Here is a 3,272-nt window from a genome sequence, read left to right on the forward strand (position 1 = left end):
TGCGGGCCGGCCCCGGGGTGTCGGGTCCCACGTCGAGGAAGTGGTGCAGATCGGCGACCAACATAACCTGGTCACTGTAGCCGCCGCAGGGTGTAGGCGCGGGTTAGCTGCGGGTGGACTCAGTGGCCGGTGACTCGGCGGGCGGCAACCTCGCCGCCGTGGTCGCGCAGTCGGCCCGCGACGCGGGTGTCCCGTTGCGCTTCCAACTGCTGTGGTATCCGTCGACCACATTCGACACCTCGCTGCCGTCGTTCACCGAGAACGCCGACGCGCCCATTCTCGACCTGGCCGCGTGCAAGGGATTCACCCGCTGGTATGTCGGCGACACCGACCTGTCCGACCCGCCGGTCACGCTGGTGCCGGCCCGGGGTGAACTCGCCGGTCTCCCACCGGCCTACATCGCCGTCGCCGGCCACGACCCGTTGCGCGACGACGGCCTGCGCTACGCCGAGCTGCTCACCGCGGCCGGCGTACCGGTCGAGGTGGACCTCGCGGAGTCACTGGTCCACGGCTACCTCGGCTACGCGGGCATCGTTCCGGCCGCGACCGAGGCCACCGAACGCGGGTTGGCCGCCTTGCGGTCGGCGCTGAAATAGGGGGTGCCCGGTATGCCGGACTTCGAGGCGGTGATCGTCGGGGCGGGGTTCTCCGGGATCGGCACGGCCATCGCCCTGGACCGGCGCGGGATCACCGACTACCTGATCGTCGAGGCCGGCGACGAGCCCGGCGGGACGTGGTACTGGAACACCTATCCGGGTATCGCGGTCGACATCCCGTCGTTCTCCTACCAGTTCTCGTTCGAACAGAGCACCGCCTGGTCGCGCACCTACGCACCGGGCGATGAACTCAAGGCCTACGCCGAGCACTGCGTCGACAAGTACGGGCTGCGCGCCAAGACCCGATTCGCGACGACCGTCCGCTCCGCGGATTTCGATGACTCACAACGCCTCTGGCGTCTGGCACTGGATTCGCCCGACGGACCGCGCACACTGACGGCGCGGTTCCTGATCAACGCCGGCGGGGTGCTGACCGTGCCGAAACCGCCCGAGATCCCGGGCGTGGACTCGTTCGCCGGGGTGACGATGCACACCGCACGCTGGGATCACGGCCGGGACCTGCGCGACGCGCGTGTCGCCGTCATCGGCACCGGCGCCTCGGCGGTCCAGGTGATCCCCGAGATCGCGCCGATCGTCGAACATCTCACCGTATTTCAGCGCACGCCGATCTGGTGCTTCCCGAAGTTCGACGTCCCGCTGTCGGCGGCGGCGCGGACCGTGATGCGGCTGCCGTTGGGCCGGACCGTGCAACGACTGCTCAGCCAGGCCTACGTGGAGGTGACGTTCCCGCTGGCGGCCCAGTACTTCACGGTCAACCCGATGGCGAAGCGGATGGGCGCGGTGGGGCGGGCGTACCTGCGCAAGCAGGTCCACGACCCCGTCGTCCGCGACAAACTCACGCCGCGGTACGCCGTCGGCTGCAAGCGGCCGGGTTTCCACAACACCTACCTGTCGACGTTCAACCGCGACAACGTCGAGTTGGTGACCGAGCCGATCGACGAGATCACCGGTGCCGGCGTCGTCACCGACGACGGCGCCCTGCGCGAGATCGACGTGTTGATCCTGGCGACGGGCTTCAAGGTGATGGACACCGACAGCGTTCCGACGTTCCCGGTGACCGGTCCGGGCGGCCGCTCGCTGGCCCGGTTCTGGGACCAGAACCGGCTGCAGGCCTACGAGGGAGTCAGCATTCCGGGCTTCCCGAACTTCTTCACCGTCTTCGGCCCGTACGGCTACGTCGGCTCGTCGTACTTCGCGCTGATCGAGGCGCAGACCCGCCACATCGTGCGGTGCCTGACCGCGGCCCGCCGGCGCGGCGCGGTCAGGGTGGAGGTCCGCCAGCAGGCCAACGACCGGTATTTCGCGGAGATGATGCGCAAGCGGCACCGCCAGATCTTCTGGCAGGACAGCTGCCGGTTGGCCAACAGCTACTATTTCGACGCCCACGGCGACGTGCCGTTGCGGCCCGCCAGCACGTTGGAGGCGTACTGGCGGAGCCGGCGCTTTCCGCTGGAAGACTACGAATTCGTCTCTTAGACAGCCGCTTTGAGGTCCTCGACCTTGTTCAGCTGCTCCCACGGCAGCTCGACGTCGGTGCGGCCGAAGTGACCGTACGCCGCGGTCGGCGCGTAGATCGGGCGCAGCAGGTCCAGGTCGCGGATGATCGCGCCGGGACGCAGGTCGAACACCTCGCCGATGGCCTTCTCGATCTTGACCGGGTCGACGGTCTCCGAGCCGAAGGTCTCGACGAACAGGCCGACCGGGGCGGCCTTGCCGATCGCGTAGGCGACCTGAACCTCGACGCGCTCGGCCAGCCCGGCCGCGACGACGTTCTTGGCCACCCAGCGCATCGCGTACGCGGCCGAGCGGTCCACCTTGGACGGATCCTTGCCGGAGAACGCGCCGCCGCCGTGGCGGGCCCAGCCGCCGTAGGTGTCGACGATGATCTTGCGCCCGGTCAGGCCGGCGTCACCCATCGGCCCGCCCAGGACGAACTTGCCGGTCGGGTTGACCAGGATGCGCGGGGCGGAGGTGTCCAGGGTGTCGTGACCCAGTTCGGTCAGCACGGTGTCGATCACGTGCTGCTTGATGTCCGGGGTCAGCTGCCCGTCGAGGTCGATGCCGTCGGCGTGCTGGGTGGACAGCACCACGGTGTCGAGCCGCACCGGGGTGGTGCCGTCGTACTGCACGGTGACCTGGGTCTTGCCGTCCGGGCGCAGGTAGTTCAGCGTGCCGTTCTTGCGGACCTCGGTCAGCTTGCGCGACAGCCGGTGGGCCAGCGCGATCGGCAGCGGCATCAGCTCGGGGGTGTCGGCGATCGCGTAGCCGAACATCAGGCCCTGGTCGCCGGCGCCCTGGGCGTCCAACGGGTCGCCCGCACCCTCGACGCGGGTTTCGTGGGCGGTGTCCACGCCCTGCGCGATGTCCGGTGACTGGGCGCCGATACCGATGTTCACACCGCACGTCAGGCCGTCGAAGCCCTTCTCCGAGCTGTCGTAGCCGATCTCCAGGATCCGCTGCCGGACGGTGTTGGTGATGTCGGCGAACGCCGTCTTGGCGGCCGTGGTGACCTCACCGACCACGTGCACCTGGCCGGTCGTCACCAGTGTCTCCACCGCGACGCGGGATTTCGGATCGTCGGCGAGCAACGCGTCGAGCACCGAGTCGCTGATGGCGTCACAGATCTTGTCGGGGTGTCCCTCGGTCACCGACTCA

General features: G+C 68.9%; 2 protein-coding genes and 1 pseudogene. 2 read left to right on the plus strand and 1 reads right to left on the minus strand.

The genetic code is table 11. The annotated features are described in order from the left end of the window. Positions 1-119: 119 nt before the first annotated feature. Both ASJ79_RS21120 and ASJ79_RS21125 read left to right on the plus strand, forming a co-directional pair. Positions 120-596 (plus strand): annotated as a pseudogene (locus ASJ79_RS21120) (alpha/beta hydrolase fold domain-containing protein); the annotation flags it as partial. Between the two features lie 12 nt (positions 597-608). Next, a complete protein-coding gene (locus ASJ79_RS21125; RefSeq protein WP_067959487.1) occupies positions 609-2,093 on the plus strand; it encodes an NAD(P)/FAD-dependent oxidoreductase in 1,485 nt (494 codons plus the stop codon). On the opposite strand, the gene metK is transcribed toward ASJ79_RS21125, so the two are convergent. Continuing rightward, a partial coding sequence (gene metK, locus ASJ79_RS21130; protein ID WP_156448556.1) for a methionine adenosyltransferase occupies positions 2,090-3,272 on the minus strand: 1,183 nt, incomplete at its 5' end. The two genes, ASJ79_RS21125 and metK, sit on opposite strands and share 4 nt — an antisense overlap.

Origin of the sequence: Mycobacterium sp. NAZ190054 (genome assembly GCF_001545925.1) — a bacterium.
Lineage (GTDB): Bacteria > Actinomycetota > Actinomycetes > Mycobacteriales > Mycobacteriaceae > Mycobacterium.

Excerpts from the sequence above, each read along its gene's own strand:
- ASJ79_RS21125 (WP_067959487.1), top strand. The coding sequence starts at position 609 with ATGCCGGACTTCGAGGCGGTGATCGTCGGGGCGGGGTTCTCCGGGATC.